Annotated in this window: 24 protein-coding genes, 2 tRNA genes and 1 rRNA gene; 10 read left to right on the top strand and 17 right to left on the bottom strand. The window is 61.6% G+C overall.

Annotation, left to right across the window (positions count from 1 at the left end):
* Positions 1 to 73: 73 nt before the first annotated feature.
* The 5 genes from ACTYOL_RS27155 to ACTYOL_RS27135 all read right to left on the bottom strand — a co-directional run bounded on the left by ACTYOL_RS27155 (position 74) and on the right by ACTYOL_RS27135 (position 4,785).
* Complete coding sequence (locus ACTYOL_RS27155; protein WP_444757363.1) at positions 74 to 805, bottom strand: hypothetical protein; 732 nt, start codon at positions 803 to 805, stop codon at positions 74 to 76.
* A gap of 55 nt (positions 806 to 860) precedes the next feature.
* Positions 861 to 1,241: a RidA family protein gene (locus ACTYOL_RS27150; RefSeq protein ID WP_029612280.1), complete on the bottom strand. Its 381-nt coding sequence runs from the start codon at positions 1,239 to 1,241 to the stop codon at positions 861 to 863.
* A 23-nt stretch (positions 1,242 to 1,264) separates the two neighbouring features.
* Positions 1,265 to 3,373 carry a bifunctional GTP diphosphokinase/guanosine-3',5'-bis pyrophosphate 3'-pyrophosphohydrolase gene (gene spoT, locus ACTYOL_RS27145; protein ID WP_054894872.1) on the bottom strand — a complete coding sequence of 703 codons (2,109 nt, stop codon included), beginning with the start codon at positions 3,371 to 3,373 and terminating at the stop codon, positions 1,265 to 1,267.
* A gap of 59 nt (positions 3,374 to 3,432) precedes the next feature.
* Positions 3,433 to 3,696 carry a DNA-directed RNA polymerase subunit omega gene (gene rpoZ, locus ACTYOL_RS27140; protein WP_003253383.1) on the bottom strand — a complete coding sequence of 88 codons (264 nt, stop codon included), beginning with the start codon at positions 3,694 to 3,696 and terminating at the stop codon, positions 3,433 to 3,435.
* Positions 3,697 to 3,912: 216 nt separating this feature from the next.
* Positions 3,913 to 4,785 (bottom strand): LysR family transcriptional regulator, encoded by an 873-nt coding sequence (locus ACTYOL_RS27135; RefSeq protein ID WP_054894871.1) that lies wholly within the window; start codon positions 4,783 to 4,785, stop codon positions 3,913 to 3,915.
* A 209-nt stretch (positions 4,786 to 4,994) separates the two neighbouring features.
* Here ACTYOL_RS27135 and ACTYOL_RS27130 point away from each other — a divergent pair, with 209 nt between their 5' ends.
* From ACTYOL_RS27130 to ACTYOL_RS27120, 3 genes are all read left to right on the top strand, one after another.
* Positions 4,995 to 6,377: a glutamine synthetase family protein gene (locus tag ACTYOL_RS27130; protein ID WP_054894870.1), complete on the top strand. Its 1,383-nt coding sequence runs from the start codon at positions 4,995 to 4,997 to the stop codon at positions 6,375 to 6,377.
* A gap of 4 nt (positions 6,378 to 6,381) precedes the next feature.
* On the top strand, positions 6,382 to 7,155 hold the full coding sequence (locus ACTYOL_RS27125; protein ID WP_444757362.1) for a gamma-glutamyl-gamma-aminobutyrate hydrolase family protein: 774 nt from the start codon (positions 6,382 to 6,384) through the stop codon (positions 7,153 to 7,155).
* Positions 7,156 to 7,269: 114 nt separating this feature from the next.
* Complete coding sequence (locus tag ACTYOL_RS27120) at positions 7,270 to 8,817, top strand: APC family permease (RefSeq protein WP_444757361.1); 1,548 nt, start codon at positions 7,270 to 7,272, stop codon at positions 8,815 to 8,817.
* A gap of 80 nt (positions 8,818 to 8,897) precedes the next feature.
* Here ACTYOL_RS27120 and gmk read toward each other — a convergent pair whose 3' ends face one another.
* Positions 8,898 to 9,518 carry a guanylate kinase gene (gene gmk / locus ACTYOL_RS27115; protein WP_444757360.1) on the bottom strand — a complete coding sequence of 207 codons (621 nt, stop codon included), beginning with the start codon at positions 9,516 to 9,518 and terminating at the stop codon, positions 8,898 to 8,900.
* Positions 9,519 to 9,530: 12 nt separating this feature from the next.
* Positions 9,531 to 10,394 carry a YicC/YloC family endoribonuclease gene (locus ACTYOL_RS27110; protein ID WP_054894866.1) on the bottom strand — a complete coding sequence of 288 codons (864 nt, stop codon included), beginning with the start codon at positions 10,392 to 10,394 and terminating at the stop codon, positions 9,531 to 9,533.
* A gap of 226 nt (positions 10,395 to 10,620) precedes the next feature.
* Here ACTYOL_RS27110 and rph point away from each other — a divergent pair, with 226 nt between their 5' ends.
* Both rph and ACTYOL_RS27100 read left to right on the top strand, forming a co-directional pair.
* Entirely contained in the window at positions 10,621 to 11,343 is a 723-nt protein-coding gene (gene rph / locus ACTYOL_RS27105) for a ribonuclease PH (protein ID WP_063541806.1), read from the top strand.
* A 26-nt stretch (positions 11,344 to 11,369) separates the two neighbouring features.
* Positions 11,370 to 11,738 (top strand): DUF4870 domain-containing protein, encoded by a 369-nt coding sequence (locus ACTYOL_RS27100; protein WP_054894864.1) that lies wholly within the window; start codon positions 11,370 to 11,372, stop codon positions 11,736 to 11,738.
* A 10-nt stretch (positions 11,739 to 11,748) separates the two neighbouring features.
* Here ACTYOL_RS27100 and ACTYOL_RS27095 read toward each other — a convergent pair whose 3' ends face one another.
* The 10 genes from ACTYOL_RS27095 to ACTYOL_RS27050 form a co-directional block, all read right to left on the bottom strand.
* Positions 11,749 to 13,707 carry a DUF7844 domain-containing protein gene (locus ACTYOL_RS27095; RefSeq protein WP_444757359.1) on the bottom strand — a complete coding sequence of 653 codons (1,959 nt, stop codon included), beginning with the start codon at positions 13,705 to 13,707 and terminating at the stop codon, positions 11,749 to 11,751.
* Positions 13,704 to 14,024 carry a DUF2388 domain-containing protein gene (locus tag ACTYOL_RS27090; protein WP_054894862.1) on the bottom strand — a complete coding sequence of 107 codons (321 nt, stop codon included), beginning with the start codon at positions 14,022 to 14,024 and terminating at the stop codon, positions 13,704 to 13,706. The genes ACTYOL_RS27095 and ACTYOL_RS27090 overlap by 4 nt, the downstream gene beginning before the upstream one ends.
* Positions 14,025 to 14,060: 36 nt before the next feature.
* A complete protein-coding gene (locus ACTYOL_RS27085; protein WP_054894861.1) occupies positions 14,061 to 14,354 on the bottom strand; it encodes a DUF2388 domain-containing protein in 294 nt (97 codons plus the stop codon).
* An 86-nt stretch (positions 14,355 to 14,440) separates the two neighbouring features.
* Positions 14,441 to 14,758, bottom strand: a complete 318-nt coding sequence (locus ACTYOL_RS27080; protein WP_065864593.1) for a DUF2388 domain-containing protein — start codon at positions 14,756 to 14,758, stop codon at positions 14,441 to 14,443.
* Positions 14,759 to 15,072: 314 nt separating this feature from the next.
* Positions 15,073 to 15,285 carry a DUF1127 domain-containing protein gene (locus tag ACTYOL_RS27075; protein WP_054894859.1) on the bottom strand — a complete coding sequence of 71 codons (213 nt, stop codon included), beginning with the start codon at positions 15,283 to 15,285 and terminating at the stop codon, positions 15,073 to 15,075.
* A gap of 377 nt (positions 15,286 to 15,662) precedes the next feature.
* Positions 15,663 to 17,156, bottom strand: coding sequence for an acetyl-CoA hydrolase/transferase family protein (locus ACTYOL_RS27070; protein WP_151925827.1), 1,494 nt, complete (start codon positions 17,154 to 17,156; stop codon positions 15,663 to 15,665).
* Positions 17,157 to 17,345: 189 nt separating this feature from the next.
* Complete coding sequence (locus ACTYOL_RS27065; RefSeq protein ID WP_054894857.1) at positions 17,346 to 18,797, bottom strand: NAD(P)(+) transhydrogenase (Re/Si-specific) subunit beta; 1,452 nt, start codon at positions 18,795 to 18,797, stop codon at positions 17,346 to 17,348.
* Positions 18,798 to 18,799: 2 nt separating this feature from the next.
* Positions 18,800 to 19,114, bottom strand: coding sequence for an NAD(P) transhydrogenase subunit alpha (locus ACTYOL_RS27060; RefSeq protein WP_023378063.1), 315 nt, complete (start codon positions 19,112 to 19,114; stop codon positions 18,800 to 18,802).
* Positions 19,115 to 19,125: 11 nt separating this feature from the next.
* The gene (locus tag ACTYOL_RS27055) at positions 19,126 to 20,247 is read right to left on the bottom strand and encodes a Re/Si-specific NAD(P)(+) transhydrogenase subunit alpha (RefSeq protein ID WP_197891678.1); all 1,122 of its coding nucleotides are present in this window, start codon (positions 20,245 to 20,247) and stop codon (positions 19,126 to 19,128) included.
* A 433-nt stretch (positions 20,248 to 20,680) separates the two neighbouring features.
* Positions 20,681 to 21,580, bottom strand: a complete 900-nt coding sequence (locus ACTYOL_RS27050) for a LysR substrate-binding domain-containing protein (protein ID WP_444757358.1) — start codon at positions 21,578 to 21,580, stop codon at positions 20,681 to 20,683.
* Positions 21,581 to 21,745: 165 nt separating this feature from the next.
* Here ACTYOL_RS27050 and ACTYOL_RS27045 point away from each other — a divergent pair, with 165 nt between their 5' ends.
* From ACTYOL_RS27045 to ACTYOL_RS27025, 5 genes are all read left to right on the top strand, one after another.
* On the top strand, positions 21,746 to 22,927 hold the full coding sequence (locus tag ACTYOL_RS27045; RefSeq protein ID WP_054894853.1) for an acyl-CoA dehydrogenase: 1,182 nt from the start codon (positions 21,746 to 21,748) through the stop codon (positions 22,925 to 22,927).
* A 15-nt stretch (positions 22,928 to 22,942) separates the two neighbouring features.
* Positions 22,943 to 24,163: a CaiB/BaiF CoA transferase family protein gene (locus ACTYOL_RS27040; protein ID WP_444757357.1), complete on the top strand. Its 1,221-nt coding sequence runs from the start codon at positions 22,943 to 22,945 to the stop codon at positions 24,161 to 24,163.
* A 568-nt stretch (positions 24,164 to 24,731) separates the two neighbouring features.
* Positions 24,732 to 26,268, top strand: a 16S ribosomal RNA gene (locus ACTYOL_RS27035).
* A gap of 76 nt (positions 26,269 to 26,344) precedes the next feature.
* Positions 26,345 to 26,421, top strand: a tRNA-Ile gene (locus ACTYOL_RS27030).
* A gap of 6 nt (positions 26,422 to 26,427) precedes the next feature.
* Positions 26,428 to 26,503, top strand: a tRNA-Ala gene (locus ACTYOL_RS27025).
* Positions 26,504 to 26,531: the final 28 nt, after the last annotated feature.

Here is a 26,531-nt window from a genome sequence, read left to right as displayed (position 1 = left end):
GCGAACCGCCGCTCCCAAGGCTTGAGCGGGCTGTCAGATTCTGGACGAGACAATTGCTCCTGCGAGTAGTGGATCAGTCGCGCTCAAGCACCCACTGCCGCGCGCCAGCCGCGAGTTCTGGCATTTCGTCGGGCTGCGCACGGTTGACTGCACGGAAGATCTCCAGCTTGTCGTCATCACGCTTGAACAGCCAGGGGGCGCCGCGTTGGTCGCGCTCCAGCCAGAGGCTGTCGTTGTCGCCGCCCATGGTCGCGCAATCGCCGGCCAGGCAAAGGGCGTAACGGTCCAGATCGGGCAAGCCGGTCACGCCGCCGTCGTCGGCGAAGCGGACCTTGGCTCCCTGGCCTGGGCCTTCGACGATTTTCCATTCGCCACCCAGGTACGCCTTGTACAGCGCCTTCTCGAAGCTGCCACCCAGCGGTGCGTCGGCGGGTGTCGGGGGCTTGCTGCGCACGAAGGTCTGCTTGGCGCCGGAGGCGTCGGTTGTTTGCAATTCGTCGCCATCGAGGCTCAATTGCTCGCTCTGGCCGCCTTCGAAATTGGCTTGCCATTGCTTGTCCGCCGCGACGAGGCTGCCCTCAGCGGCTTCGAAACCATTGCTGTAGCGGGCTTGCTGGCTGACGACGTCAATCTTCCATTCGAATACCGGGCCATGGCTGGACAGCGCCTTGCGCAAGCTGTCGCCCTTGACGGCGGCGTCGATGGCATCCTGGTTGATCCAGGTACCGTTGAAATCTTCAGGTTTGTGGCTGGCGCAGCCGCCCAGAAGCAGGGCTGCCAGCGCGAGAGGCAGGGCATGACGCATGGTGGGAACCTTCAGGAAGGAAAGGCGGCAGGCCGGGCGCCCGCCGCCTGGGGCATCACTCGATGACGAGGATGGCGTCCATCTCGACTTGCGAGCCCTTTGGCAGGGCAGCCACGCCAATCGCGGCACGGGCTGGGTAGGGCTGCTCGAAGTAGCGACCCATGACCTCGTTGACCTTGGCGAAGTGGCTCAGGTCGGTGAGGAAGATGTTCAGCTTGACGATATCCTTGAACGAACCGCCAGCGGCCTCGGCAACAGCCTTGAGGTTTTCGAAGACCTGCACGGTCTGTGCCTCGAAGCCTTCAACCAGCTCCATGGTCTTGGGATCCAGAGGAATCTGGCCCGACATGTAGACGGTGTTGCCAGCCTTGATCGCCTGGGAGTAGGTGCCGATGGCGGCAGGGGCCTTGTCGCTGTTGATGACGGTCTTGGTCATGTTGACTCCTTGCGGTTGACGGACTACGCACGCGTTCGGGTGATGCGGACCACGCCGGTCAGGGTGCGCAGCTTCTTGATCACGCGAGCCAGGTGCACGCGGTCGCGCACGCTGACCACCAGTTGGACCACGCTGACGCGACCGTCGCGCTCATCCATGCTGATCTTCTCGATGTTGCCGTCGGCGGCGTTGACGCTGCTGGCCAGCAGGGCGATCAGGCCGCGCTGGTGTTCCAGTTCGACACGCAGTTCGACATTGAACTCGCCGGTGACGTCCTTGGCCCAGGAGAGCTGCAGGCACTTCTCCGGGTTGTGTCGGATTTCACTGATGTTGCGGCAGTCTTCCAGGTGCACGACCATGCCCTTGCCCGCCGACAGGTGGCCGACGATGGGGTCCCCCGGGATCGGCGTACAGCACTTGGCGTAGCTGAGCACCAGGCCTTCTGTGCCGCGGATCGCCAGCGGGCCCTCTGGCGATGGTAGTTGCTCGCCTTCGGCCGACAGCAAGCGGCGTGCGACCACGTAGGCCATGCGGTTGCCCAGGCCGATGTCTTCGAGCAGGTCTTCGACGAGCTCCAGGCGGTATTCGGTGAGGATGGCCTGGACGCGCTCGGCGGCGATCTTGTCCAGGCTGCTGTCGAAGCCTGTCAGCACTTTGTTCAGCAGACGTTCGCCGAGGCTGATGGATTCGGAGCGGCGCTGCTGTTTGAGCGCATGGCGAATGTGCGTGCGTGCCTTGCCGGTAACCACGAAGTTGAGCCAGGCCGGGTTTGGGCGTGCGCCCGGTGCACTGACGATCTCGACCGTCGAGCCACTTTGCAACGGCTCGGAGAGCGGTGCCAGGCGACGGTTGATGCGGCAGGCGATGCAGCTGTTGCCGACGTCGGTGTGCACCGCGTAGGCGAAGTCGACGGCAGTGGAGCCTTTGGGCAGCTCCATGATCCGGCCTTTGGGCGTGAAGACATAGACCTCGTCCGGGAACAGGTCGATCTTCACACTCTCGATGAACTCCAGCGAGTTGCCGGCCCGCTGCTGCAGCTCGAGGATGCCCTTGACCCATTGACGGGCGCGGGCGTGGCTGCCCTTGGGCTGTTCTTCCTCGTTCGACTTGTACAGCCAGTGCGCGGCGATGCCGTTGTTGGCCATCTCTTCCATTTCGCGGGTGCGGATCTGGATTTCGATGGGCACACCGTGCATGCCGAACAGCGTGGTGTGCAGCGACTGGTAGCCGTTGGCCTTGGGAATCGCGATGTAGTCCTTGAAGCGCCCCGGCAGCGGCTTGTACAGGTTGTGCACGGCACCCAGCACGCGGTAGCAGGTGTCGACCTTGTCAACGATGATGCGGAAGGCGTACACGTCCATGATCTCGTTGAAGGCGCGGCGCTTGCCGCGCATCTTCTTGTAGATGCCATAGAGGTGTTTCTGCCGGCCGCTGACCTCGCCCTCGATGCCGTCCGCCGCCAGGCAGTTGGCCAGCGAGGTCTCGATCTTGGCGACGATTTCCTTGCGGTTGCCGCGCGCGCTCTTCACCGCCCGGTGAATGAGCGAGGAGCGCATGGGGTGCATGGCCTTGAAACCAAGATCCTCGAACTCCACGCGCACGGTGTGCATGCCCAGCCGATTGGCAATGGGGGCGTAGATCTCGAGGGTTTCCTTGGCGATGCGCCGGCGCTTTTCACCGGACAGCACTTCCAGGGTGCGCATGTTGTGCAGGCGATCGGCCAGCTTGACCAGGATCACGCGGATATCGCGGGCCATGGCCATGGCCATTTTCTGAAAGTTCTCGGCTTGCGCCTCGGCCTTGGTCTCGAAATTCATCTGGGTCAGCTTGCTGACCCCGTCGACCAGCTCGGCGACGGTTTCGCCGAACTGCTGGCTGAGAGCTTCCTTGGCGATGCCGGTATCTTCGATAACGTCGTGCAGCATGGCGGCCATCAGGCTCTGATGGTCCATGTGCATGTCGGCGAGAATGCTGGCGACTGCCAGCGGATGGGTCACGTAGGGCTCGCCACTGCGGCGGCGTTGCCCGTCGTGTGCCTGTTCGGCATAGAAATAGGCCCGGCGAACAAGATTGACCTGTTCGGGGCCCAGATAGGTCGACAGCCGCTCGGCGAGGGCTTCTATACCCGGCATGGTTTCACCTCTTGCAGAGGAAGAGGATCGTGTGCCGCGCGACGTCGACCGGGCATGAATCAGACGGCCTCGTTGTTCTCGTCCTCGAACGCAGCGAACACCGGATCCTCGGTGACGATCTCTTCGGCGGCGATGAATTCATTGGTCACGATGCCTTCGGCAATTTCGCGCAGGGCGACGACGGTTGGCTTGTCGTTTTCCCACGCCACGCGTGGCTCCTTGCCGCCGGTGGCCAGTTGGCGGGCGCGCTTGGTCGAGAGCATGACCAGCTCGAAGCGGTTATCCACGTGTTCCAGGCAGTCTTCAACAGTTACGCGGGCCATGGTCTTCCTCAGTAGCAGATGCGATTAGCGTGCAGCCCAGAATGGGCAGGCGGACTCGATAGTTTAAAAAATCACCAGCCAATAGGGAAGGGCTGTTTTGTCTGGTGATCCGTGTCACCTGCTCGTGGGGGCGGGCTTGCCCGCGAAAGGGCCGTAACAGACAGCCTCTCGCTTGAACCTGACGATAACGCTTCCCGTCCCGCGAACACAACAGCTTCAGCGCATCGCGTCGCGCAAGCGTGGGGTCAGTTCCTCGAACAAGGTCTGTACCGAACGCAGCGCTCGACAATCGGGGCGGGTCAGCAGCCACAGTTGGGTGTCACAGCCTGGCAGCGCGCCGCTCAAGGCCTCGACACCGGGCAAGGTGTCGACCATGTAGTCGGCGAGCGCCGCCACTCCCATGCCGGTGCTGACCAACTGAGCAATCGTCGACATGCCACTGCACTGGTAGCGTGGGATCAGGTCGGGGTGCTGCTGGTTGCGCCAGACTACCGTGGGGTGGTCCTGCATGGCGTCGTCAGGGGCGATCCACGGCACGCTGTTTGGCGACTCGGCCAGGCGCTCGCGAAACTCCGGGCGTCCGCAGATTACATAGGACGTCGAGCCCAGGCAGCGTCCGACCAGATGCTCCGGCGGTGTGTTGGTCAGGCGCAGGGCGATGTCGGCGTCGCGTCGGCTCAGGTTGGCGAAGGTGTTGGAGGTGCCCATTTCCAGCGACAGCGCGGGGTAGTTGGGCATGAATTCGGCCAGTGCGGGCAGCAACAGGCTGTGCAGCACGGCTTCGGTGCAGGTCAGGCGCACGGTACCGCTGACCACCTGCTCGCCGCTGGTCAGGGCGATGCGCGCGGCGTCCAGCGCCTGCTCGGCCCGTTCAGCCTGTTCGGCCAGGGCCTGTGCGGTGTCGGTTGGCAGGTAGCCCTTGCGGCTCTTGACGAACAGGGCGGTGCCCAGCGCCGACTCCAGTCGCCGGATCGAGCGAAACACCGTCGAAACATCGACCTTGAGCAGCTCGGCGGCCTTGGCCAGTGAGCGACCACGTTCCAGCGCCAGGACCAGGGCGAGGTCCGCGTGATTGATCTGATATTGCATTTGTGCACGCTCTGCTTGCCGATTTGCCAATGTCTGTTGCACTGGAGCCCACTTTATAGTGGAACGGCCCCCGGGAATCAATGCACCGGGCGAGCCACAGAATTTCCCCACGATGGGGCAGTGAAAAGAACAACAGCAGCAACCATCGTCGCCCTCGAGGCGCCAGCCATATCCCCACATCGCCGCTCCGAATCAAAGGATGTACAGCCATGACGTCGGTCTCCCCGTGCGCCCGTTCTTCCCGCGAGATGAATGAATTCCTGGAAGCCCACCCGGACACACAGTACGTCGACCTGTTGATTTCCGACATGAACGGCGTGGTGCGTGGCAAGCGCATCGAGCGGGCCAGCCTGCACAAGGTGTACGAGAAGGGCATCAACCTGCCGGCTTCGCTGTTCGCCCTGGATATCAACGGCTCGACCGTCGAAAGCACGGGTCTCGGCCTGGATATCGGCGATGCCGACCGCATCTGCTATCCGATCCCAGGCTCGCTCTCCAACGAACCCTGGCAGAAACGGCCGACGGCGCAGTTGCTGATGACCATGCACGAAATCGAAGGCGAGCCGTTCTTCGCCGACCCGCGTGAAGTGCTGCGCCAGGTGGTGAGCAAGTTCGATGCGCTTGGCCTGGATATTTGCGCAGCGTTCGAGCTGGAGTTCTACCTGATCGACCAGGACAATCTGAACGGTCGGCCGCAGCCGCCACGCTCGCCGATCTCGGGCAAGCGCCCGCAGTCCACCCAGGTCTACCTGATCGACGACCTGGACGAGTACGCCGACTGCCTGCAGGACATGCTCGAAGCCGCCAAGGAGCAGGGTCTGCCGGCGGATGCGATCGTCAAGGAAAGTGCCCCGGCGCAGTTCGAGGTCAACCTGCATCACGTCGCCGATCCGCTCAAGGCTTGCGACTACGCGATCCTGCTCAAGCGCCTGATCAAGAACATCGCCTACGACCACGAGATGGACTCGACCTTCATGGCCAAGCCCTACCCGGGCCAGGCGGGCAACGGCCTGCACGTGCACATCTCGCTGCTGGACAAGAAAACCGGCAAGAACATCTTCGCCAACGACGATGCGCTGCAGAGCGAAACCCTGCGTCACGCCATTGGCGGTGTGCTGGAAACCATGCCGGCGTCGATGGCCTTCCTGTGTCCGAACATCAACTCTTACCGTCGCTTTGGTGCTCAGTTCTATGTGCCGAACGCCCCGAGTTGGGGTCTGGACAACCGCACCGTCGCCCTGCGCGTGCCCACCGACAGCAGCGATAACTTGCGTATCGAGCACCGCGTCGCAGGTGCCGATGCCAATCCTTACCTGATGCTTGCCGCGATTCTCGCTGGTATCCACCACGGCCTGACCAACAAGGTCGAACCCGGCGCGCCGATCGAGGGCAATTCGTACGAGCAGCTTGAGCAGAGCCTGCCGAACAACCTGCGTGATGCCTTGCGAGCGCTGGATGACAGCGAGGTCCTCAACCAATACATCAGCCCGGAATACATCGACATCTTCGTGGCCTGCAAGGAAAGCGAGCTGGCGGAGTTCGAAGTGTCGATCTCCGACCTCGAATACAACTGGTACCTGCACACGGTGTAAGCCCATGAGCGCAATCGCGGTTCCCTTGATTGGTGTCACCGCCTGCCGCCAGCAGGTTGGGAAGAACTCGTCGCACACGGTGGGCGACAAGTATGTCGAGGCGGCAGGTTTTGCCGGGCTGCCTGTGATCCTGCCGGCGCGCGACACGGCCAGCGACCCGCAAGCGCTGCTGGCGCGTCTGAATGGCATTCTTTTTACCGGCTCGCCTTCAAATGTCGAGCCGCATCATTACAATGGCGCCCCCAGCGTGGACGGTACCCGGCACGACGTTGCGCGTGACCGCCTGACCCTGCCGTTGCTGCAGGCCGCCATAGCCGCCGGCGTGCCGGTGTTGTGCATCTGCCGTGGATTCCAGGAACTCAACGTGGCCTTGGGCGGCACTTTGCACCAGCGGGTGCATGAACTGCCCGGCTGCCTGGACCACCGCGAACCTGAGGACGCACCCCTGGAGGTGCAATACGGGCCTCGACACACGGTCGGCATTGCGCCGGGCGGGCTGTTCGAGCGCCTGGGCCTGGCGGAGCAGTTCGAGGTCAACTCGCTGCACAGCCAGGGCATCGACCGTCTGGCCCCGGGCCTGCGTGTCGAGGCACGGGCCCCGGATGGCCTGATTGAAGCGGTGTCGATGAGTGATGCGTCGGGCTTCGTGCTTGGCGTGCAATGGCACCCGGAGTGGCGTTTCGCCGAAAACCCGGTCTCCCTACGTCTGTTTCAGGCGTTTCGTGAGGCCTGCATTGCCCATGCTGCTCGGGAGGGCTCGCGCCAGAAGGCATTCTGACGTTACCCGAAGGTCTCGGATGACCCATCCCCTGCAGCAAGCTTTCAATGAGTGAAAGCGGGCCTTGTTCGCAAGGCCTGTGAAAACAATACCAATAGCAACGGCAAATAACTCATGAGCGAATACACAGAAGCCGGCCGCCCTCCCGATGTGGCGGCCGACGCGGGCAGCAACACCCAGCGCGCCAGCAAAGGCCTGGCCAAAGGTCGCCTGGGCCTGCTGGCCAGCGTGGTGCTGGGCATCTCCACCATTGCCCCGGTCTACACCCTGACCGGCGCCCTTGGCCCGACCGTGCGTGAGGTCGGCGCCCATCTTCCAGCGGTCTTCATCGTCGGCTTCCTGCCGATGTTGCTGGTTGCCCTCGGCTACCGTGAGCTGAACGCCGCGGAGCCCGACAGCGGCACCTCTTTCACCTGGTCGGCACGTGCCTTCGGCCCGATGATCGGCTGGATCGGTGGCTGGGGGCTGGTCGTCGCCACTACCATCGTGCTGTCGAACCTGGCCGGTGTGGCGGTCGATTTCTTCTACCTGTTCATCGGGCAGATCACCGGGCATCACGAGTATGCCGCGCTAGCGGACAACCTGTTGATCAACGTCACTACCTGTTGTGCGTTCATCGCCCTGGCGGTGTGGATCTGCTGCCGGGGCATGGGTACCACCATGACCGTGCAGTACGGCCTGGTTGCCCTGCAATTGCTGGTGTTGGTGGGCTTTGGTTTTGCTGCGTTCGGCGAGACCACCGCGCCACCGCAGCTGGAATTCGATTTCGCCTGGTTCAATCCCTTCGGGGTCGAATCGTTCTCGGCCTTCGCGGCCGGGCTGTCGCTGTCGATCTTCATCTTCTGGGGCTGGGACGTGTGCCTGACCGTCAGCGAAGAGTCCATCGGCAGCGACGAAGTGCCTGGCAAGGCTGCCACCTGGACGGTACTGCTGATCCTCGGCCTGTACCTGTTCACCGCCATTGCCACCCTTCAGTTCGCCGGCATCAGCGACACTGGCCTGGGCCTGGGCAATCCGCGTATCCAGGAGAACGTCTTCGCCCACCTGGCAGGTCCGGTGATGGGGCCGCTGGCGATCCTGATGTCGATTGCGGTGCTGGCCAGCACGGCGGCGTCGCTGCAGTCGACCTTCGTGTCGCCGGCGCGCACCCTGCTCGCCATGGGCTACTACGGTGCGGTGCCGCAGCGCTTCGCCAGTGTCTGCCCGCGCTCGCAGACGCCGCGTTACGCGACCATTTGTGCGGGCGTGGCTGCGGCCTTGTTCTACCTGACCATGCGTACCCTGAGCGAGAACGTGCTGGCAGACACCATCACCGCACTGGGGATGATGATCTGCTTCTACTATTCGCTGACCGCGTTCGCCTGTGTCTGGTACTTCCGCGACAGCCTGTTCGACAGCCTGCGCCACTTCTTCATGCGCGGCCTGTGCCCGCTGGTGGGTGGGGTGATCCTGTCGGTGATCTTCGTGCGTACCGCGATCGACAGCGCCTCGCCCGACTTTGGCAGCGGCTCGCATGTCGGTGGGCTGGGGCTGGTGTTCGTGATCGCGGCGATCATCTCGGTGCTGGGGATCGTGCTAATGATGCTGTCGCGACTGCGTGCGCCGGCGTACTTCCTCGGCGCGACCTTGCAGCAGCAGGCGAAGTTGCAGTTGCAGGAATAAGGCGCAAGGGGTGGCTGCTGCGCAGCCCAATCGCGGGGCAAGTCGTTGCGACTTGCCCCGCGCTGGTTTCAGCGCGTGGTTCAGCCGACCAACTGCTTCAATAGCTCACCATGGCGCTGCTGCTGCTTCTTGAGCAGCAACCGGTTCGAACGGAACACCGACTTCAGGTCTTCGAGGGCGTCTTCGAAGTCATCGTTGACGATGACGTAGTCGAATTCGTTGTAATGCACCATCTCGCTGACCGCTTCCTTCATGCGCCCGGCGATGATCTCTTCACTGTCCTGGCCGCGCCCGTCCAGACGCTGGCGCAGGGCTTCCTGGCTCGGTGGCAGGATGAAGATCGACTGGGCCTCGGGCATCAGCTTGCGCACTTGCTGCGCACCCTGCCAGTCGATTTCCAGGATCAGGTCGAAGCCTTGGTCGAGGGTTTCCTGCAGCGCGCTGCGGGAGGTGCCGTAGAAGTTGCCGAACACCTCGGCGTGCTCGAGGAAGTCGCCTTGGGCAATCAATGCCTTGAACTCCTCGTGAACCACGAAGTGATAGTTCACTCCGTGGATCTCGCCTGGGCGCATGGCACGGGTGGTGTGGGAGACAGAGACGCGGATCTGCTGGTCTTGCTGGGTCAGAGCAGTGACCAGGCTGGTCTTGCCAGCGCCGGAAGGCGCCGAAACGATGTAGAGGGTGCCGCTGCTGTGCTTCATGGTGGGGTGGCCTTACTCGATGTTCTGTACTTGTTCACGCATCTGTTCGATCAGCACCTTCAGGTTGACCGCTGCTTGGGTGCTGCGCGGGTCGAAGGCCTTTGAGCCGAGCGTGTTCGCCTCGCGATTGAGTTCCTGCATCAGAAAGTCCAGGCGTCGCCCGGCGGCGCCGCCCGACTTGAGCACGCGGCGCACCTCGGTGACATGGGTGCTGAGACGGTCGAGCTCTTCGGCGACGTCGCTCTTTTGTGCCAGCAGCACCATCTCCTGCTCCAGGCGCTGCGGGTCGAGCTCGGCCTGCAGGTCGTTGAAACGGTCGACGATGCGCTGGCGCTGGGCGGCCAGCATTTGTGGCACCAAGGCGCGCAGGGTGGCGACTTCGGTGGTCATGGCGTCCAGGCGCTCGTTGATCAGTCGGGCCAGCTCCTGGCCCTCGCGCAGGCGGCCGGCCTTGAGCTCGGCGAGCGCCTCGTCGAACAGTGCCATCGCCTCGGTGTTCAGCGCCTGTGGGTCGGCGGCATCGGCTACCAGCACGCCGGGCCAGGCCAACACTTCGAGGGGATTGAGCGGGGCTGGCTGATTGATCAGCCCGGCCACGGTCTCGGCGGCAGCGACCAGTTGCGCGGCGCGCTCGCGATCGACCTGCAACGGCTTGCCGGTGCTGTCTTCGGACAGGCGCAAGGTGCATTCGACCTTGCCGCGCGACAGCCCCTGGCGCAGGCCTTCGCGTACCGCGCCCTCAAGATCGCGCAGGGCTTCGGGCAGGCGCAGGTGCGGTTCGAGATAGCGGTGGTTGACCGAGCGCAGCTCCCAGGCCAGGGTGCCCTGGCTGCCGGCGCGCTCGACGCGGGCAAAGGCGGTCATGCTGTGCACCATGGGGAGTACCTCGCGAATTCGGTTTGTACGGGGAAGCCTTTCGGCTGCAAGGCGCAGGATTGTAGCGCAGTGCGGCGATGGCGCCCAATCGGACCATGCTACAGGGCGTCGCAGGCATAGGTGGAAAAAGTCGACGGGTTGCGAGGCCGCGACAATAGGCATGTCCTCGCAGGACGCACGGCTCTATAATGGCCACCTGATTCGAATTCCAGTACAGGTATCCCAGATGAAACGTCCAAGTGGTCGCGCTGCCGATCAGCTTCGCTCGATCCGCATCACCCGCAACTACACCAAGCACGCCGAGGGGTCGGTACTGGTCGAGTTCGGTGACACCAAGGTCATCTGCACGGTCAGCGTCGAGAACGGTGTACCACGCTTCCTCAAAGGCCAGGGGCAGGGCTGGTTGACGGCCGAGTACGGCATGCTGCCGCGCTCCACTGGCGAGCGTAACCAGCGTGAGGCCAGTCGTGGCAAGCAGGGCGGCCGCACCCTCGAGATCCAGCGCCTGATCGGCCGTTCGTTGCGCGCAGCCCTGGACATGAGCAAGCTGGGCGACATCACGCTGTACGTCGACTGCGATGTGATCCAGGCCGACGGCGGCACCCGCACCGCTTCGATCACCGGCGCAATGGTGGCCCTGTGCGACGCCCTGGCGGTGATCAAGAAGCGTGGCGGTCTCAAGGGCGGCAACCCGCTCAAGCACATGATCGCCGCGGTGTCGGTGGGCATGTACCAGGGCGAGGCAGTGCTGGACCTCGACTACCTCGAAGACTCGGCTGCCGAAACCGACCTCAACGTGGTCATGACCAGCGCCGGTGGCTTCATCGAAGTGCAGGGCACTGCTGAAGGCGCGCCGTTCCAGCCTGAAGACTTCAACGCCATGCTGGCGCTGGCGCAGAAGGGCATGACCGAGATCTTCGACCTGCAGAAGGCTGCATTGGCCGACTGAAGCTGCGCCAAGGAGGCGATGGACCCATGAGTGAGACGAATCTGCCGATCGAAACGCCGAGCGCCGAAGTTCGGCAATGGGCGATGTTCTGCCACTTCAGCGCCTTGCTCGGGCTGGTGATGCCGCTCGGGCATCTGCTCGGGCCACTGGTGATGTGGATCTGGAAGCGTGAGGTCGATCCGTTCGTCGATGCCCAGGGCAAGGAAGCGCTGAACTTCCAGATCAGCGTCACCATTGCCGGATTCATCTGCTTCCTGCTGATGTTCGTGGTGATCGGCATCGTGCTGTTCGCCATCCTGGCGGTGGCAGTGCTGATCCTGATCATCCTGGCAGGGGTTCGGGCCAATGAAGGCAAGCCGTACCGCTACCCGCTGATCTGGCGGCCGATCAAGTAGCCCTATGCGCTCAAGGCAGCTGCAAACCGCCCGCTGCCTTGTGCAGGGTGCGCAGGTGTTCTCCTATCTGCTTCACGTTGGCCTCGATGGCCGCAATTTCCTTCGCGCGGGCTGGCTCCAGCAGCGCTCTGACTTCCTTGTCCAAATCGGTACTCAGGCGTAGCAACTGCGCCTGCCGTTCACTGCTGACCTTTTCCAGGTGCACCCGCTCCTGGGGTTGCGGCAAGCCGTAGCCATCCGCTTCGAGCAGCTCGGCCGGTCGGCTGAGGAAGCCACTGTTGGCAAGCATCTGCTGCAGCGTGGCATTGGCCTTGTCGATGCTGCCGTCCTTGAGTGCGGTGGCATTGAGGTAGCGTTGCTTGACTTCGTCCTGGGCCAGCAGCAACTGGCGGCGCAGGCTGGCCTGCTCAAGCAGCAGCAAGGCCGCACTGGTGCGCAAGTCGGCCTGGGCGAACCAGGGGCGGCGTTGCTCGGCATCCTGGGCCAACCAGTCTTCCACGGCGCTCTGTTTGATCGGCAACTGCTTCTTCAGCACTTCGAACATGGCCTGGTAGCGGTCGCGATAAGAGTCGAAGCGATAGCCCAGGCGCAGCGCTTCGCGCGGATCGTCGAGTACGCTGGTGTCGGCCAGACCCCTTCCCTTGAGGACTTCGAGCAAGCCGTTGGGCATGATCGCGTCGAGATCGCTGAAGCGCTGGTCGGCGGTGCCGCTGCGCATCAGCTTGAGGGTTTCCACCGCGCAATTGTTGGACAGGAAATAGTAATTGCCGTCGTAGCTCCAGTGCATTTCGGCAGCCTGGCGCACCAGGTCCTCGATCTGCTGGCGATCGAGCTTGAGCGGCACGGAGGCCAGGCTGCGCAGTTCGGTCTTGGTGTACTCGTCGATCACCTGGCCCAACGGCAGGACGAACAGGCGCGACGGATAGGCGCCAGTCAGGCCGTCCCAGCTGGACAACTGCACATCATTGACGAACGCGCGGTACGACAACACTAGATGACGGTCCAGGTCCAGGCGGCAGTCCGGCCCGCGTGGGCGGCCCGGTGCACAGATCACCAGGCGCAGCATGCTGTGTCCCCAGCGGCTGACCCAGTTCTGATTGGCCTCGGCAAGCAGGTAGTCGACTTCGTAGACGCGCTCGGGGTCGATTTCGCCCAGCGGCTCGCGAGCGAAGTCACTGCCGGCGTTAAGGAACGGCAGGCCCTTGGCGCAGGTATCTTGCTGAGGTGCCCAGCCGAAATGATCGTGCAGGTACTGGTTCAGGGCCGGGCGCCGGCAGCCATAGCTCGGGTCGAGGAGGAAGTACTCCATGTTGACCGCGACAAACTCCTTGGGGCTGCTCAGCTCATAGCTGTCCGGGGTGCGTACCAGTTGACCGTTGTGCTGTTCACGCTCGCCACGGCGGCCGACGTACTGCGGCCAGCCGGCAAGGTCGAGCAGGCGCGGATCGTCACTCAGGGTGAAGCGGCGAGCAGTCTGACCACGGCATTGCTGGGGCAGGCCGATCTGGCCGAGGGTGCCCTGCTGGCGGTTGCAGCGGGCGATCAGCGAGCGCTCGGCACTGGGCCACAGGCGCGCGCGATCATAGATGTGGGTGAGCTCGTGCAGCACGGTGGCCAGCAGTTCTTCCCGCACCGTGCCGTGGGGGCGATGGGTTTTTTCCGTGGCGGCACTGCCATCGGCTAGCCCTGGTAGCAGGCGGCTATTGAGATCTAGCGTCGAGACTGGCGAGGCCTGGCCGTAGGCATCGGCGGGCATCTTGTCGGTCCAGCCGACCTGGATACGGCGATCCAGGCGCTGTTTGAAGGAGGGGGGCAGCTTCGAAAGCGCCTCATCCAACAGCTGCTGGGAGGCCTGCTGCTGTCGAGCGTCCAGGCCGACAGTCTGCAGCTCGAGCTGCAGGTCGGCCAGGGCGGGCGTGCCGAGCAGCGTCAGGGCGCAGCCGAGCAGCCAGGCACGCACGCGCTTCACAGTGACAGGATGGCTTCGGCCAGTACCTGGTCGCTGGCGTCGCGCGCTTCAGGCACACGCTCGCGCAGGGTGTCGAATGCAGCTTCGAGCTGGGCGCCACGGATATCGCCATTGCTGGCGACGAAGCTGGCGGCGTCGTCGCGGGCCTCGCGCACGACCTTGGAGTCGCGGATCGAGGTGGTGGTGTCGGATGTGAAATCGATCGAGCGGCCAAAGGCGCGAACGATGATATTGCTGGTGGCCACCAGGGTTTGCGCCTGGGCCAGGTCGGCCAGCAGCAACATGCCGAGGGTAGCGGCGATCAGCGGTTTACGCATGGAGCATCTCCGAAAAATACAGGGAGTCAGGTGTGATCATTGGACGAGAATTGCTTCTGCCAGTTCAAGGTCACCGACGGACTGACGCGAATAGATATGGCGCAGTTCCGTCAGTGCGGCTTGCAACCGCGCGCCACGAATCCGGCCGTCACTGGCGACGAATGCGGCCGCATCATCATGGGCCATGCCGACGATCTTGCGGTCGAACGGCGCAGTGGTCACCTGGCTGGTGACATAGCCGGTCATGACCGGAAACTGGGTCGTGACATCCATGGCATGGGCGCTTCCCATACTGGCAATGGCGAGCAGCAAGGGCACAAGGTAACGCATGGGCTTGGACAACGCTCTGTCGGCAGGGTGAATGCTGTTCCCGCAGGCGACGGGGGCGCCGTGGCCTGCGGGTACGATGGTTGGCGTCAGAGGGCCAGGATGGCCTGCGCCAGTTGCGTGTCGCTGGCTTGCAGTGCAGGCATCTGCTGGCGGATATGGATGAAGGCACTTTCCAGCTTCGCGCCGCGGATATCCCCTTGGCTGCCAACGAAGCTGGCAGCGTCGTCACGGGCGGCCTGGACGATCTTGTCGTCACGGAACGAAGAGGAGACGTCGGAAGTGGCGTCGGTGGACGCGGCCACTGCGCCAACCACGGCATCGGTGGTGACGACGAAGCTGGTGGCGTGGGCGGTGCCCGCCAAGCTCAGCAGCATGGCAGCGCCAAACAGGTGTTTACGGGACATGGTAGGGGCTCCTGCGGGGGGGTAGTTCTGGTTATTCGGACGCTCGCACTGCTCGTCACGGTACTTTAGATAATAGGCAGCGCGTTTGACCAAGCTAACAGGCCGTTGTCGCAAGCGTATCACGTGGCTCTGTTTCCAGATGTGAAGGACGAGACCAGACGGAACTGTTACGGTCCTTTTTTAATTATTGGAAATTGTACTGCTTCTGTGTCGAGCTGCTCAACTGCGGGGGTTTGAAACAAAAAACCCGTCGCAGTTCCCTGCGACGGGTTTTGAGAATTCGCGGTGCCGGCGTGGTGCCGGCAAGCCGGAGCTTAGCGCCAGAAAGGCTTGCTCAGCTCTTGGTAGCGCTGGGACTCGCTGATACCGGCGTCGGCCAGCAGGCGGGCATCCAGACGAGCCAGTTGACGGCGGCTGGCGATGCGACGCTGCCACAGCAGCAGGGTCGACAGGGCGCGCAGAGGAGCCGAGGCTTTGGATTCAACGTTGTTTTCGAAAACCAGACCGGAACTGAGGGTACGTTCCATGATGTGTCATCCTTCCGCTTGTGGCGGGATTAGGTAGTGATTTAACTGATGCCAATGATCCTCCTCTGTCGTCCATAACAGTAGATACAGTTCACCAGTATTGCGATGGGCCAGTTAACTGTTAAACGCTACTGTTGCACTCCGAATTGGCATAACTGTACTGGTCTGCACTGTTTTCGTGCATTTTCGCTGCGTTTTAAAATATCGGCGGGATTGATGCGGGGATTTTAGCGGTACAGTAGTACAGTTTTATAGATTTAACCGTTTAACTGTTTTTTCACGGCAGACATGATCGCGGGACGAGCCCGCTCCTACAGCTGAAGTGTAGGAGCGGGCTTGTCCCGCGATGGGCTCAGAAGACCGATACAGCTGGCCGATCAGCCAGCCAGCATCCGCCCGCTTTCTTCCAGGTTTTCGTGCCAGCTCAGTGCTTCGCGCAGGATATGCGGGGTGTGCCCGCCTCGCTGGCAGGCGCGGTCGAAGTAGTCGTTCAGTGCGGCGCGGTAGTCCGGATGCACGCAGTTGTCGATGATCGCCCGGGCACGTTCGCGCGGTGCAAGGCCGCGCAGGTCGGCCAGGCCCTGTTCGGTAACCAGGATGTCCACATCATGCTCGGTGTGATCGACATGGCTGACCATCGGCACCACGCTGGAAATTGCACCACCCTTGGCAATCGACTTGGTCACGAACACCGCGAGGTGGGCGTTGCGGGCGAAGTCGCCAGAACCACCGATACCGTTCATCATCCGGGTGCCGCACACGTGGGTGGAGTTGACGTTGCCGTAGATGTCGAACTCCAGCGCGGTGTTGATCCCGATGATGCCCAGGCGACGCACCACTTCAGGGTGATTGGAAATCTCCTGCGGGCGCAGCACCAGTTTGTCCTTGTAACGCTCGAGGTTGCCGAATACGTCGGCATTGCGGCGGGTCGACAGAGTGATCGAGCTGCCCGAGGCGAAGCGCAGCTTGCCTGCATCGATCAGGTCGAACGTCGAGTCCTGCAGCACTTCGGAGTACATGGTCAGGTCTTCGAACGGCGATTCGATCAGCCCGCACATCACGGCATTGGCGATGCTGCCGATGCCGGCCTGCAGCGGGCCAAGGCTGTTGCTCATGCGTCCGGCATCAACTTCCTGCTTGAGGAAGCCGATCAGGTGGTTGGCGATGGCCTGGGTCTCGTCATCCGGTGGCAGGACGGTGGATGGCGAGTCTGGTTGGTCGCTGATGACGATGCCGACGATCTTCGCTGGATCGATCGGGATCGCGGTGCTGCCGATGCGGTCATCGACCTTCACCAGCGGGATCGGCGTGCGGGTCGGACGGTAGGTCGGGATATAGATGTCGTGCAGCCCTTCGAGGTTGGGGTTGTGCGACAGGTTGATCTCGACGATGACCTGCTTGGCGAAGATCGCGAAGCTGGCCGAGTTGCCCACCGAGGTGGTCGGCACGATGTGGCCCTGTTCCGTGATCGCCACCGCTTCGATGACTGCGATGTCCGGCAAGGTCAGCTGCTTGTTGCGCAACTGCTCGACGGTTTCCGACAGGTGCTGGTCGATGAACATCACCTGCCCGTCATTGATGGCCTTGCGCAGGGTGCTGTCCACCTGGAAGGGCATGCGCCGGGCAAGTACACCGGCCTCGGTCAGTTGCTTGTCCAGGTCGTTGCCCAGGCTGGCGCCAGTCATCAGGCTGATCTTCAGTGGCGACTGCTTGGCACGTTCGGCCAGGGCGTGTGGCACTGCCTTGGCTTCACCGGCGCGGGTGAAGCCGCTCATGCCGACGGTCATGCCGTCCTCGATCAGGCCAGCGGCATCGGCCGCACTCATTACCTTGCTGTGCAGGGAGGACAAGCGGATACGATCACGGTACATGGATTGTTATCTCGGGCTACTTGGGCTACTGCAGCGCAGTCTAGAGATTTAGCCCGATGCCGTCCCGCGACCATGGTCGTATGAGAAGCCCGGAAATAGAGCCGTTGATCTGGATCAGCAAAACGACAAGGCCCCAGGAAGAATCTTCCCGGGGCCTTCTAAAACGGTGTCGTCCAGCTCGGAAAAGGACTACTCCACTGCCTTGACCATGTCCTCGATGACTTTCTTGGCGTCACCGAACACCATCATGGTCTTGTCCAGATAGAACAGTTCATTGTCCAGGCCCGCATAACCGCTGGCCATGGAGCGCTTGTTGACGATGATGGTCTTGGCCTTGAAGGCTTCGAGGATCGGCATGCCGGCAATCGGCGACTTGGGATCGTTCTTCGCTGCGGGGTTGACCACATCGTTGGCGCCCAGCACCAGCACAACGTCGGCCTGACCGAACTCGGCGTTGATGTCCTCCATTTCGAACACCTGGTCGTACGGCACCTCGGCTTCGGCCAGCAGCACGTTCATGTGCCCGGGCATGCGCCCCGCCACCGGGTGAATCGCATACTTCACGGTTACACCGTTGTGGGTCAGCTTCTCGGTCAGCTCTTTCAGGGCGTGCTGGGCGCGGGCCACCGCGAGGCCGTAGCCGGGAACGATGATCACGCTGTCGGCGTTGCTCAGCAGGAAGGTTGCATCGTCGGCCGAACCGGATTTCACCGGGCGTTGTTCTTTCGTGCCGGCCGCCGCGCCGCTATCGGTGTCGCCACCGAAGCCGCCGAGGATGACATTGAAGAACGAGCGGTTCATCGCCTTGCACATGATGTACGAGAGGATTGCACCGCTGGAGCCGACCAGGGAGCCTGCGATGATCAGCATCGAGTTGTTCAGCGAGAAGCCAATGCCTGCCGCGGCCCAGCCCGAGTAGCTGTTGAGCATCGACACCACCACCGGCATGTCGGCACCGCCGATCGGGATGATGATCAGCACACCCATGACGAAGGCGAGGACCAGCATCAGGGTGAAGGCGCTGTAGTGTCCGGTGAAGGTGAACAGCAAGCCCAGGGCGAGGGTGGTGATGCCAAGGATCAGGTTCAGCTTGTGCTGGCCGGCGAACTGTACGGGTGCGCCCTGGAACAGGCGAAACTTGTACTTGCCCGACAGCTTGCCGAAGGCGATCACGGAGCCGGAGAAGGTGATCGCGCCAATGGCTGCGCCGAGGAACAGCTCCAGGCGATTGCCGGTGGGGATCGGGTCGCTGATGCTGGCAACGATGCCCAGCGATTGCGGCTCGAGCACCGCGGCGATGGCGATGAATACCGCGGCCAGGCCGATCATGCTGTGCATGAAAGCGACCAGCTCTGGCATCTTGGTCATCTCGACGCGCTTGGCCATGATCGACCCGGCGCTGCCGCCGATCAGCAGGCCGACGAGGACATAGCCGATACCCGCGGTGGCGCCGCCGCTACCGACCGAGAGTGCAGCAAGCTTATAAATGAGGCCGATGGTGGTGAGCATGGCGATGCCCATGCCGATCATGCCGAACAGGTTGCCGCGCCGGGAGGTGGTCGGGTGCGACAGGCCTTTGAGAGCCTGGATGAAGCAGACCGAGGCGACCAGGTAGAGAAGGGTGACCAGATTCATGCTCATGCTTACTTCTGCCCCTCGTTCTTGGTTTTCTTCTTGAACATTTCCAGCATGCGGCGGGTGACCAGGAAGCCCCCGAACACATTGACCGCGGCCAGGGCCACGGCAAGGGTGCCCATCAGCTTGCCGGCCGGGGTGACGGTCAGCGCTGCGGCGAGCATCGCGCCGACGATGACGATCGCGGAAATCGCGTTGGTCACCGCCATCAGCGGGGTGTGCAGCGCCGGGGTGACGTTCCAGACCACGTGGTAGCCAACGTAGATGGCCAGCACGAAGATGATCAGGTTGTAGATTCCGTGGGAAATCAGCATGTCTTCCATTGTCGTGCTCCTCAGCCGTTCTTGCGCACGACCTGGCCGTCGCGGCACATCAGGCACGCGGCGACGATGTCGTCTTCCAGGTTGATCACCAGCGTGCCGTCGTTGTCGAACAGCAGCTTCATGAAGTCCAGCAGGTTGCGTGCGTACAGCGCAGAGGCGTCGGCAGCCAGCTGGGCGGGCAGGTTGGTCGGGCCGACGATGGTGACGCCGTGTGCCATCACTACCTGATCGGCCACCGTGAGCGGGCAGTTGCCGCCTTGGGCCGCCGCGAGGTCGATGACTACCGAGCCGGGTTTCATCTGCGCCACGGTCTCGGCGCTGAGCAGCGTCGGTGCCTTGCGGCCGGGGATCAGTGCGGTGGTGATGACGATGTCGGCCTGCTTCGCGCGTTCGTGCACCGCCTGGGCCTGGCGTTGCATCCAGCTGGCCGGCATCGGGCGGGCGTAACCGCCTACGCCTTCGGCGCACTCGCGTTCTTCGTCGGTCTCATAGGGGACGTCGATGAACTTGGCGCCAAGGGATTCGATCTGTTCTTTCACTGCGGGCCGTACGTCCGACGCCTCGATCACTGCCCCGAGGCGCTTGGCCGTGGCGATGGCCTGCAGGCCGGCGACACCGGCACCGAGAATCAGCACGCGCGCGGCTTTCACGGTGCCCGCAGCGGTCATCAGCATGGGCATGAAGCGTGGATAGTGGTGCGCCGCAAGCAGCACGGCCTTGTAGCCGGCGATGTTGGCCTGCGATGACAACACGTCCAGGCTTTGCGCGCGCGAGGTGCGCGGAGCGGCTTCAAGGGCGAAGGCGGTGATGCCGTGTTCGGCCATCCTTGCGATGAGCTCGCTGTTGAAGGGGTTGAGCATGCCCACCAGGATACTGCCGGGATTGATCCGGGCCAGTTCCTGGTCGCTGGGCGCCACTACCTTGAGCACCAACTGCGCGCCCAAGGCATCGCCAGCGTCACCCAAGGAAGCACCTGCGGCCTCATAGGCGCTGTCCGGGATGCTGGCTTTGAGTCCGGCGCCCCGTTCGACAGTGACCTGATGGCCCTGGCCGACCAGTTTCTTGATGGTTTCCGGGGTCGCGGCGACCCTCGCCTCACCCGTCTGCGTCTCTAGAGGAACACCAATGTGCACGACTTTGTCTCCTGCGGTGACCTTGTCATTGTTGATTCCAGCGCACTTCGGGTGGTGCTGCTGGAGCGGTCGTTGAGCAATGCATACCGCCGGTTCCGGGGCGGGCGAGGCATTTTGCAGACGAACCGCAGGTGCATCAACCGGTTCTGGAGCGAAACGAAGTTAAAACTACAAGTCACCCTGTGACCACTTGTCGCAACCATCCGCATCCAGGCCGTCAAGAACGCGCTATTGGGAGCTTAGGAGAAAAAATCGAAAATTTTTGGCGGTTTTCGTCCGTAGCTTGCTGGATGTCGTAAAAACAGCGGCAAACCCTCGCGGTTACTAGGGTTGATACGGTTTTTTTCGCTAATGGAACAGTTTATGGATTTGCGACAAATCCATATATCTGTAGGTGTTTAAAATAATTGACTACGAGGTCAGCTTTTGGGTTTCATGCGCCTGCGGCGTAGTCGCGCGCCTGAATCACCAGCCAGTCGCGGAAGGCGCGCAGCGAAGCTGACTCCACCTTGCGCTCGGGAATCATCAGATAGTAGGCCTTGTCGCTCGACAGGGCATGCTTGTTTGCGACCACCAGTCGGCCCTCCGCCAGCTCGCGCTGGATGAGGAACGGCGGGATCAAGGCTATGCCCATTTCGTGCATTGCCGCCTGGCCCAGCATGGAAAACAGCTCGTAGCGCGGGCCGTTCATGTCGCGTTCCACGCTCATGCCCAAGCTGTCGAACCACTGCCGCCAGGCGTAGGGGCGGGTGGTCTGCTGCAGCAATGGCAGCTCGGCGATGTATCTGGCGTCTAGTGCGTCTCGTCCGTCGAGCCATTGCGGGCTGCACACCGGCACCGGATTTTCACCCATCAGGCGATGTGACTGGGTGCCAGACCAGTCGGCGTCGCCGAAGTAGATGGCGGCATCGAAGGTGGTGTCGGCGAACAGGAAAGGCCGCGTGCGGTTGGTGAGGTTGACCGTTACCTCTGGGTGGCGTTGCTGGAAGTCCTTCAGACGAGGGAGCAGCCACTGGGTGCCGAAGGTCGGCACTACGGCCAGTTCGAGGACGTTGGCGCCCTGCTGGCGCATCACTGACAGGGTATCCCGTTCCACCGCGTCCAATTGCGCCGAGACCTGGCGGCTGTACGACAGACCAGCCTCGGTCAACTTCACACCCCGGCGCGAGCGTCGGAAAAGCTCCACATTGAGAAAGCCCTCCAGGCCACCGATTTGCCGACAGACGGCACCTTGGGTCAGCGCCAGTTCCTGGGCGGCCTTGGTAAAGCTCTCGTGGCGGGCGGCCGCCTCGAAGCAGACCAGGGCGGTGGTGCTGGGTATCTTGCGCCGCATGTACGTCATTCTCACTTATAAGAAGCGTTAGATAGGGATTTCGCTTATTACGGAGTGAGAAAATAGCACTAATAGGTGCGCAATCCTCGTTTGTCCGCCGACAGGTTCCGGCCTAGGATCAAGGCAACAAGAAATTTCGTCACATACCTTTCGAGGACTCTGCCCATGGCCGGTAAAGCAAGCTTCAACTGGATCGATCCGCTGCTGCTGGATCAGCAGCTCACTGAAGAAGAGCGCATGGTGCGTGACAGCGCTTATCAGTTCGCCCAGGACAAGCTTGCTCCGCGGGTGATCGAGGCGTTCCGTCACGAACAGACCGATCCGGCAATCTTCCGTGAGATGGGCGAGGTCGGACTGCTGGGGGCGACCATTCCGGCGGAGTATGGCGGTAGTGGTCTCAACTATGTGTGCTATGGGTTGATCGCCCGTGAAGTGGAGCGCATCGACTCGGGCTACCGCTCGATGATGAGTGTGCAGTCTTCGCTGGTCATGGTGCCGATCAATGAGTTCGGCAGTGAAGCGCAAAAGCAGAAGTACCTGCCCAAGCTGGCCAGTGGGGAATGGATCGGTTGCTTCGGTTTGACCGAACCCAACCACGGCTCCGACCCTGGCGCGATGATCACCCGTGCTCGCAAGGTCGAGGGTGGCTACAGCCTGACGGGCAGCAAAATGTGGATCACCAACAGTCCGATCGCCGATGTGTTCGTGGTCTGGGCGAAGGACGATGCCGGCGATATTCGTGGCTTCATTCTGGAAAAGGGATGGAAGGGTCTGAGCGCTCCAGCCATTCATGGCAAGGTTGGCCTGCGTGCGTCGATCACCGGTGAGATCGTCATGGACGGCGTGTTCGTGCCGGAAGAGAACATCTTCCCCGAGGTCCGTGGTCTGAAAGGCCCGTTCACCTGTTTGAACTCGGCGCGCTATGGCATTTCCTGGGGCGCGCTGGGTGCGGCGGAGGCTTGCTGGCACACTGCACGCCAGTACACCCTGGACCGCAAGCAGTTCGGTCGCCCTCTGGCCGCCAACCAACTGATCCAGAAGAAGCTCGCCGACATGCAGACCGAGATCACCTTGGGGCTGCAAGGCTGCCTGCGGCTGGGGCGGATGAAGGACGAGGGCACTGCGGCGGTGGAGATCACCTCGATCATGAAGCGCAACTCCTGCGGCAAGGCGCTGGATATCGCCCGTCTGGCGCGCGACATGCTCGGCGGTAACGGGATCTCCGACGAGTTCGGGGTGGCGCGTCACCTGGTCAACCTCGAGGTGGTCAACACCTATGAAGGGACGCATGACATCCATGCGTTGATTCTCGGCCGCGCACAGACCGGCATCCAGGCGTTCTATTAATAGAGGGGCGCGGCCATGGGAGCACTGTCACATCTGCGGGTGCTGGACCTGTCGCGTGTGTTGGCCGGGCCGTGGTCCGGCCAGATTCTCGCCGACCTCGGGGCTGACGTGATCAAGGTCGAGCGCCCGGACAGCGGCGATGACACCCGGGCGTGGGGCCCGCCCTTCCTGCGGGACGCCCGAGGCGAGAACACCAGCGAGGCGGCCTACTATCTGTCGGCGAACCGGAACAAGCGTTCGGTGACTATCGACTTCACCCAGCCCGAAGGTCAGCGCCTGGTGCGTGAACTGGCGGCAAAGTCGGATATCGTCATCGAGAATTTCAAGGTGGGCGGGCTGGCGAGCTATGGGCTGGACTACGAACGCCTGAAGGCGGTCAATCCAAGGCTTATCTATTGTTCGATCACCGGCTTTGGCCAGACTGGGCCCTATGCCAAGCGCGCGGGCTACGATTTCATGATCCAGGGACTGGGCGGATTGATGAGTCTGACCGGGCGGCCTGAGGATGAGCAGGGTGCCGGGCCCATGAAGGTGGGAGTAGCGCTGACTGACATTCTCACCGGGCTTTATTCCACGGTGGCGATCCTTGCAGCGCTGGCGCATCGCGATCAGTCGGGGGACGGCCAGTATATCGATATGGCTCTGCTGGATGTGCAGGTGGCGTGCCTTGCCAACCAGGCAATGAACTACCTGACCACGGGCACACCGCCCAAGCGCCTGGGTAATGCGCATCCCAACATCGTGCCTTACCAGGACTTCCCGACGGCTGATGGTGACTTCATCCTTACGGTGGGTAACGACGGGCAGTTCCGCAAGTTCGCGGAAGTGGCCGGTCAGCCGCAGTGGGCAGATGATCCGCGCTTTGCCACCAACAAGCAGCGGGTTGCGCATCGGGCGGAGCTTATTCCTCTGATTCGACAGGCGACGGTGTTCAAGACCACTGCCGAGTGGGTGGCGGAGCTGGAAAGGGCTGGAGTGCCGTGCGGGCCGATCAACGACCTGGCGCAGATGTTCCAGGATCCGCAGGTCGTGGCGCGCGGCTTGAAGGTGGATGTTCCTCATCCGCTGGCGGGCAGTGTGCCTCAGGTGGCGAGCCCGATCAGGTTGTCGGAGACGCCCGTGGAGTATCGTCGGGCCCCACCTTTGCTGGGGGAGCATACCGAGGCGGTGCTGATGGATGTCTTGGGATTGGATGCAGCGGCTGTTCAGGTGCTGCGTTCTGCAGGGGTGCTGTGACAGCGTCTCAGCTATATAGAGAAGCGGGGAGGCCGACAGGCCTCCCCGCTGTGTTTTCAGCGATCTGAAAGATTCTTGAAATAAAAGGTTGACGCCCTCTCAGATCCCCTTATAATGCGCCCCACTTCCGCAGCAAACGGAACGCAAAACTTCTTGTTAATCAACGAGTTAAGCGAGTTCGGTGAAGCGTGAAGAGCTTCGATCTCCTGATCGGCAGCGGTGAAAAAGGCGGTTGACAGCATCTTCGAGTGCTGTATGATTCGCCTCCCGCTACGAGAGATCGCAGCGAGTCAAGTGTTTGAAGCTAAACGAGTTTCTCGGAAAAAACTTCAAAATAAACGCTTGACAGCAAATGAGGAAAGCGTAGAATGCGCGCCTCGGTTGAGACGAAAAGCTCTTAGCCAACCGCTCTTTAACAAATCGAATCAAGCAATTCGTGTGGGTGCTTGTGAGTACGGACTGATAGTCGCCAAGATTATCAGCATCACAAGTGGCCATGCGAGAAATCACATAGTCATTTGAGATTGCTGAGCCAAGTTTAGGGTTTCTTAAAAACCCAAGCAGTATTGAACTGAAGAGTTTGATCATGGCTCAGATTGAACGCTGGCGGCAGGCCTAACACATGCAAGTCGAGCGGATGACGGGAGCTTGCTCCTTGATTCAGCGGCGGACGGGTGAGTAATGCCTAGGAATCTGCCTGGTAGTGGGGGACAACGTTTCGAAAGGAACGCTAATACCGCATACGTCCTACGGGAGAAAGCAGGGGACCTTAGGGCCTTGCGCTATCAGATGAGCCTAGGTCGGATTAGCTAGTTGGTGAGGTAATGGCTCACCAAGGCGACGATCCGTAACTGGTCTGAGAGGATGATCAGTCACACTGGAACTGAGACACGGTCCAGACTCCTACGGGAGGCAGCAGTGGGGAATATTGGACAATGGGCGAAAGCCTGATCCAGCCATGCCGCGTGTGTGAAGAAGGTCTTCGGATTGTAAAGCACTTTAAGTTGGGAGGAAGGGCAGTAAGTTAATACCTTGCTGTTTTGACGTTACCGACAGAATAAGCACCGGCTAACTCTGTGCCAGCAGCCGCGGTAATACAGAGGGTGCAAGCGTTAATCGGAATTACTGGGCGTAAAGCGCGCGTAGGTGGTTCGTTAAGTTGGATGTGAAAGCCCCGGGCTCAACCTGGGAACTGCATCCAAAACTGGCGAGCTAGAGTATGGTAGAGGGTGGTGGAATTTCCTGTGTAGCGGTGAAATGCGTAGATATAGGAAGGAACACCAGTGGCGAAGGCGACCACCTGGACTGATACTGACACTGAGGTGCGAAAGCGTGGGGAGCAAACAGGATTAGATACCCTGGTAGTCCACGCCGTAAACGATGTCAACTAGCCGTTGGAATCCTTGAGATTTTAGTGGCGCAGCTAACGCATTAAGTTGACCGCCTGGGGAGTACGGCCGCAAGGTTAAAACTCAAATGAATTGACGGGGGCCCGCACAAGCGGTGGAGCATGTGGTTTAATTCGAAGCAACGCGAAGAACCTTACCAGGCCTTGACATGCAGAGAACTTTCCAGAGATGGATTGGTGCCTTCGGGAACTCTGACACAGGTGCTGCATGGCTGTCGTCAGCTCGTGTCGTGAGATGTTGGGTTAAGTCCCGTAACGAGCGCAACCCTTGTCCTTAGTTACCAGCACGTTATGGTGGGCACTCTAAGGAGACTGCCGGTGACAAACCGGAGGAAGGTGGGGATGACGTCAAGTCATCATGGCCCTTACGGCCTGGGCTACACACGTGCTACAATGGTCGGTACAGAGGGTTGCCAAGCCGCGAGGTGGAGCTAATCTCACAAAACCGATCGTAGTCCGGATCGCAGTCTGCAACTCGACTGCGTGAAGTCGGAATCGCTAGTAATCGCGAATCAGAATGTCGCGGTGAATACGTTCCCGGGCCTTGTACACACCGCCCGTCACACCATGGGAGTGGGTTGCACCAGAAGTAGCTAGTCTAACCTTCGGGAGGACGGTTACCACGGTGTGATTCATGACTGGGGTGAAGTCGTAACAAGGTAGCCGTAGGGGAACCTGCGGCTGGATCACCTCCTTAATCGAAGACATCAGCCTGCTGATGAGCTCCCACACGAATTGCTTGATTCATTGTGAAGACGATCAAGACCCTATATAGGTCTGTAGCTCAGTTGGTTAGAGCGCACCCCTGATAAGGGTGAGGTCGGCAGTTCAAATCTGCCCAGACCTACCAATATGCGGGGCCATAGCTCAGCTGGGAGAGCGCCTGCCTTGCACGCAGGAGGTCAGCGGTTCGATCCCGCTTGGCTCCACCACTTACGCTGTACCTTGATCAGAACCTAG

The organism is Pseudomonas sp. A014 (genome assembly GCF_052378495.1).
Classification (GTDB): Bacteria; Pseudomonadota; Gammaproteobacteria; order Pseudomonadales; family Pseudomonadaceae; genus Aquipseudomonas; species Aquipseudomonas machongensis.
This window is presented reverse-complemented; position numbering and strand designations above follow the sequence as displayed.

Bases quoted from the DNA above. Each gene is read 5' to 3' on its own strand.
- ACTYOL_RS27155 (WP_444757363.1), bottom strand. From the start codon at position 805: ATGCGTCATGCCCTGCCTCTCGCGCTGGCAGCCCTGCTTCTGGGCGGC.
- ACTYOL_RS27150 (WP_029612280.1), bottom strand. From the start codon at position 1,241: ATGACCAAGACCGTCATCAACAGCGACAAGGCCCCTGCCGCCATCGGC.
- spoT (WP_054894872.1), bottom strand. From the start codon at position 3,373: ATGCCGGGTATAGAAGCCCTCGCCGAGCGGCTGTCGACCTATCTGGGC.
- rpoZ (WP_003253383.1), bottom strand. From the start codon at position 3,696: ATGGCCCGCGTAACTGTTGAAGACTGCCTGGAACACGTGGATAACCGC.
- ACTYOL_RS27135 (WP_054894871.1), bottom strand. From the start codon at position 4,785: ATGCAATATCAGATCAATCACGCGGACCTCGCCCTGGTCCTGGCGCTG.
- ACTYOL_RS27130 (WP_054894870.1), top strand. From the start codon at position 4,995: ATGACGTCGGTCTCCCCGTGCGCCCGTTCTTCCCGCGAGATGAATGAA.
- ACTYOL_RS27125 (WP_444757362.1), top strand. From the start codon at position 6,382: ATGAGCGCAATCGCGGTTCCCTTGATTGGTGTCACCGCCTGCCGCCAG.
- ACTYOL_RS27120 (WP_444757361.1), top strand. From the start codon at position 7,270: ATGAGCGAATACACAGAAGCCGGCCGCCCTCCCGATGTGGCGGCCGAC.
- gmk (WP_444757360.1), bottom strand. From the start codon at position 9,518: ATGAAGCACAGCAGCGGCACCCTCTACATCGTTTCGGCGCCTTCCGGC.
- ACTYOL_RS27110 (WP_054894866.1), bottom strand. From the start codon at position 10,394: ATGGTGCACAGCATGACCGCCTTTGCCCGCGTCGAGCGCGCCGGCAGC.
- rph (WP_063541806.1), top strand. From the start codon at position 10,621: ATGAAACGTCCAAGTGGTCGCGCTGCCGATCAGCTTCGCTCGATCCGC.
- ACTYOL_RS27100 (WP_054894864.1), top strand. From the start codon at position 11,370: ATGAGTGAGACGAATCTGCCGATCGAAACGCCGAGCGCCGAAGTTCGG.
- ACTYOL_RS27090 (WP_054894862.1), bottom strand. From the start codon at position 14,024: ATGCGTAAACCGCTGATCGCCGCTACCCTCGGCATGTTGCTGCTGGCC.
- ACTYOL_RS27085 (WP_054894861.1), bottom strand. From the start codon at position 14,354: ATGCGTTACCTTGTGCCCTTGCTGCTCGCCATTGCCAGTATGGGAAGC.
- ACTYOL_RS27080 (WP_065864593.1), bottom strand. From the start codon at position 14,758: ATGTCCCGTAAACACCTGTTTGGCGCTGCCATGCTGCTGAGCTTGGCG.
- ACTYOL_RS27075 (WP_054894859.1), bottom strand. From the start codon at position 15,285: ATGGAACGTACCCTCAGTTCCGGTCTGGTTTTCGAAAACAACGTTGAA.
- ACTYOL_RS27070 (WP_151925827.1), bottom strand. From the start codon at position 17,156: ATGTACCGTGATCGTATCCGCTTGTCCTCCCTGCACAGCAAGGTAATG.
- ACTYOL_RS27065 (WP_054894857.1), bottom strand. From the start codon at position 18,797: ATGAGCATGAATCTGGTCACCCTTCTCTACCTGGTCGCCTCGGTCTGC.
- ACTYOL_RS27060 (WP_023378063.1), bottom strand. From the start codon at position 19,114: ATGGAAGACATGCTGATTTCCCACGGAATCTACAACCTGATCATCTTC.
- ACTYOL_RS27050 (WP_444757358.1), bottom strand. From the start codon at position 21,580: ATGCGGCGCAAGATACCCAGCACCACCGCCCTGGTCTGCTTCGAGGCG.
- ACTYOL_RS27045 (WP_054894853.1), top strand. From the start codon at position 21,746: ATGGCCGGTAAAGCAAGCTTCAACTGGATCGATCCGCTGCTGCTGGAT.
- ACTYOL_RS27040 (WP_444757357.1), top strand. From the start codon at position 22,943: ATGGGAGCACTGTCACATCTGCGGGTGCTGGACCTGTCGCGTGTGTTG.